Source organism: Peribacillus sp. NPDC058002 (assembly GCF_042886655.1).
GTDB lineage: Bacteria > Bacillota > Bacilli > Bacillales > DSM-1321 > Peribacillus > Peribacillus aracenensis.
In genome coordinates, this window is the sequence record NZ_JBHVQU010000284.1 from 1 (window position 1) to 4,248 (window position 4,248).

Consider the following 4,248-nt stretch of genomic DNA (forward strand, 5'->3'; position numbering starts at 1 on the left):
GGGGATATACGCACCGATATACCTAAATATAGGGTATATAAATATGGGGAATTAGTGGAAGAAGTAACGGATATCTCAAACTACTGGGAAGACGATATGGTTGGATTTTTGATCGGGTGCAGCTTTACATTCGAACACGCCCTTTTGAATAATGATATATCGATACGCCATATTGAAGAGGGATGCAATGTACCTATGTATAAAACAAATATTCCATGCATTGAAGCAGGGATCTTTCATGGGAAAATGGTAGCTAGCATGAGGCCGATTCCACAAAAGGATGTTGTGAGGGCAACTCAAGTGACATCGCGGTTTCCAGCAGTACATGGGGCTCCAATCCATATTGGTGACCCTGAAGCGATCGGTGTTTCCAGTATTCAGCATCCCGATTTTGGAGATCCGGTCACGATTCGTGATGGGGAAGTCCCTGTGTTTTGGGCATGTGGTGTAACGCCGCAATCCATTGCTATGGAGACCAAACCGGAGATCATGATTACGCATGCACCTGGACATATGTTCATAACGGACATTCGTGATGAAAAATTAGGAGTTTTATAACTGACAGAAAGAGATGAGTCCCTATGCCGGAAAAGCTATTGAATATAACTGCATGTACACTTTCTCCTTTGGGCGATTCCGCGATCGTGATTACATTCGGGATTGGAATGGAATACAGCATACATGAAAAAATAAAATTGTTAATGGATTTACTTGAAGATGAGCCTTTTGCAGGATTTATAGAATGTGTGCCGGCTTTTACCAATTTGACGGTGTTTTATGACCCACTTGTTGTTTATAAGAATCAAAAACAAAGCAATGATACGGAAATATTTCCTTATGAAGTGGTCCGTTCCATCCTGGAAAGGAAATTAAAGAGTTTAAAAGAAACTAAGAAACTCTCACATCGAACAGTTTCCATTCCCGTGTGCTATGGGAAGGAATATGGACCGGATTTGGAATATGTTGCCCGTTATAATGATTTGACTACTGATGAAGTCATTCACATTCATTCAACCGGGGAGTATTTGGCCTATATGATCGGGTTCGCACCTGGTTTCCCGTTTCTTGGCGGAATGTCGGAAGAAATCGCGACACCTAGGCGTTCCTCTCCCCGAATGGCCATTCCGGCAGGGGCAGTAGGAATCGCCGGTATGCAAACGGGCGTATATCCTATATCAACACCTGGTGGATGGCAATTAATCGGGCAGACGCCATCCAAACTATTTTTACCAAATGTAAATCCTCCAAGTCTATTACGAGCAGGAGACATTGTGAAGTTCCATCCGATTTCGGATCAAGAATATAAAGAAATGATCCTTAAGGAGGGATTACAGTGAGCCTGCGTATAATCAAACCGGGATTATTGACTAGTATACAGGATCTTGGAAGAAAAGGATTTCAGCAACATGGGGTGATTGTAAGCGGGGCAATGGATGGACATTCTTTACGAATTGCCAATATGTTGGTTGGCAATGAAGAAGGAGAAGCGGCATTGGAAATTACTTTAATGGGTCCGACCATTAAAATCGAGAAAAATTGCCTGATTTCGATAACGGGTGGAAATTTATCACCTACTATCGATAATCACTCTGTACCGATGTGGAAGCCCATTCTGGTGAAAAAAGGATCGATTCTTCGCTTTCAAGGGTGTAAATCAGGTTGCAGGGCGCACTTATCAGTGTCGGGTGGCTTCGCCATTCCTGAAGTTATGGGGAGTAAAAGCACCTATCTAAGGGCTGGGATTGGCGGCTATATGGGGAGGGCATTAAAGGCTGACGATGTCTTGGAGTTTAATGAACCCTCGAAAATTATTCGTGATCGGGCATTCAAAGGTTCATTTTCCTTCCCAATGTGGTTTGTCAATGAGAAGGAGTTCATGCCAGGAGGAAAACCTCTCATCCGTTTCATCGATGGAAGCCAATATGAAAGTTTCACAGATTCAAGTAAAGATAGTTTTGTAGCGGGGGCATTTAAGGTTTCCAATCAATCCGACCGCATGGGATATAGATTATCAGGACCGACACTGGAATTAAAGGATAATGGGGAATTATTATCTGAAGCGGTCACAAATGGGTCCGTTCAGGTTCCTCCTGATGGAAACCCGATCATTCTCCTTGCGGATAGCCAAACAACGGGTGGATATCCTAAGATAGCACAGGTGATCACGGCAGATTTACCAATTATCGCGCAGGTCAAACCAGGTGAAACCATTCAGTTCTCACGGGTGAACTTAAAGGAGGCTGAAAAGCTTTTGCTGCAAAAAGAACGGCAGTTGAAGGAATTGCAGGTTTCGATTTCCTTAGCCCTGAACAAGTGGCTGGATATATAATTCCGGTTGAAAATGATGAGAAAGTACTCTTTAAGAGGCTTTCTTTTTTTGTTCCCGCTTAAATATATATTTTACTGAAGGTATTACATCCTTTCCTCCATGTTTTATAATAGAATGATAATCAAGGAAAACATGTATCATGGAAGGAGACAATGTATGCAGGCACATAACAAGACCGTCGTGAAATCCATGCAAATCCTAACCCTTTTCATAAATCATCCGACACTGACTTTTAATGAAATGATGGAACTTTCCAATTTGCCGAAAACGTCGTTACATCGTATGGTGGGATCATTGGAGGAAATGGGGTTTTTAACAAAGGACGATGATGGCCATTATTCACTTGGACTGATATTCCTGCAGTTTGGTCAACTGGTAGGGGAGCGTTTGGATATCAGGTCTATCGCCTATCCCATCATGAAAGACCTTCGGGATGATGTTGAAGAAGCAGTGAATTTAATTGTGAGGGATAAAGATGAAGCGATGTATATTGAAAAGGTGGACACCCTGCATCCTGTTCGCCTTTATACCTCCATTGGAAGACGTTCGCCATTGTACGCTGGCGATTCTCGAATCATCTTAGCATATTTGCCGAAAGAAGAGCGGGAAAATTATTTGGGAAGCGTTCAATTAAAAGCAATCGCCATTGGAACGATAACGGATAAAACTAAACTCCGTCATGCTTTGGATGAAGCGAGAGTGGATGGTTACACGATAACTTCATCAGAACTTGAGGATTATACAAAAGCGGTGAGTGCACCGATACTCAATGGTAAAGGTCAAATAGTAGCCGGTATTAGTGTGGCTGGGATTGAAGCAAGATTTCAGGAAGATCGCTTGCCTGAATTGATTGACAAAGTAACGAAAGCCGCCAAGGCCATTTCCGTGAAACTGGGTTCTCAAACACATTAATGAAAATGGAAAAATCATGTCATTTTCGGAATATATTTTCCTAGAATAAGATAATGTACATAAGATAGTGGATTCTATATGCAGGAAACTGAGCCACCTTATTTGGTGGTTTTTTTGCATGCAATACTATCAGAGCCAGGACGAAAAGGTGAACCATTCGCGGTTCACCTTTTCTAATATAGTAAGACTTATACGAAAGAGTGATGGTTAGCCATTAAATATGCACAAAGTCAGATTGATTTATATTTCTTGGCACCCCGATGTCAGCCATTGTAAGTAAACCTGGTTTACGGAGGGCATCCATTTGTTTAGCGGTATTGATAATCATCGCAGCGGTTGCGGTATCTCCAAAAATTCCGTTGGGAACAATCAGCCTTTGGGATTCGTTCCCATCAATAACGATTTCATCTTCTTGTTTAATACCTGCAGACATCGTTAAATCCAAGGAAATTTCCTTTCCGTCCATGGTCTTGCCCGTGGAGATTTGATGAAGCCCATTAACATCCCCAGGTTTTATAGTAGTTAGCGGAACGGTCATATTTTCGCTTGCAATCGTTGGTTCAATGGTATTGACAACACTTGAAAGTTCCCAATTCAGCCCATAAGCGATTAACCTAACAGACTCCTCAAGACCTACATGCCCAATTTTATCCCGCTCAGCTAAAAATTCAAACTCTTCTCTGGTCATCCCGATTCCGACCTTTTTTTGTAAGGGGAGACGCCTTTTCGAAACATCAACTTTACGATTGACCTTGATTTGGTTAACCGTGGTCAATACTGTTGTAAAAGAAATGGCCATAGTATCCATGATGTAACCTGGATTGATTCCGGTCCCAATGACACTAAGCCCTTTTGCTTTAGCATAATCATCTATTTCCTTTGAAAGTTGAGGGTAGCGATACCAAGGGAAAGAAAGCTGTTCACAGGTGGAAACCACTGAAAAGCCGTGATCTAGAAGCTCTTTGATCTGGGGCCAAACTTGTTGTGCGTTGGAACCGGTTGCATGT

5 protein-coding genes are annotated in these 4,248 nt (G+C 42.2%); 4 read left to right on the forward strand and 1 reads right to left on the reverse strand.

The window, feature by feature from the left end:
* The 4 genes from ACFVSH_RS23540 to ACFVSH_RS23555 form a co-directional block, all read left to right on the forward strand.
* Nucleotides 1-558, forward strand: a 558-nt coding sequence (locus tag ACFVSH_RS23540) for a putative hydro-lyase (protein WP_387708132.1), incomplete at its 5' end; no start/stop codon positions are given.
* A 23-nt stretch (nucleotides 559-581) separates the two neighbouring features.
* Nucleotides 582-1,337: a 5-oxoprolinase subunit PxpB gene (gene pxpB, locus ACFVSH_RS23545; RefSeq protein WP_387595723.1), complete on the forward strand. Its 756-nt coding sequence runs from the start codon at nucleotides 582-584 to the stop codon at nucleotides 1,335-1,337.
* Nucleotides 1,334-2,329: a 5-oxoprolinase subunit C family protein gene (locus ACFVSH_RS23550; protein WP_387595726.1), complete on the forward strand. Its 996-nt coding sequence runs from the start codon at nucleotides 1,334-1,336 to the stop codon at nucleotides 2,327-2,329. Before pxpB ends, ACFVSH_RS23550 begins: the two co-directional genes overlap by 4 nt.
* Nucleotides 2,330-2,485: 156 nt before the next feature.
* Nucleotides 2,486-3,241, forward strand: a complete 756-nt coding sequence (locus ACFVSH_RS23555; protein ID WP_387595728.1) for an IclR family transcriptional regulator — start codon at nucleotides 2,486-2,488, stop codon at nucleotides 3,239-3,241.
* A gap of 214 nt (nucleotides 3,242-3,455) precedes the next feature.
* On the opposite strand, the gene ACFVSH_RS23560 is transcribed toward ACFVSH_RS23555, so the two are convergent.
* Nucleotides 3,456-4,248 (reverse strand): hypothetical protein (locus ACFVSH_RS23560; protein WP_387708134.1); only part of this gene is annotated, 793 nt, incomplete at its 5' end.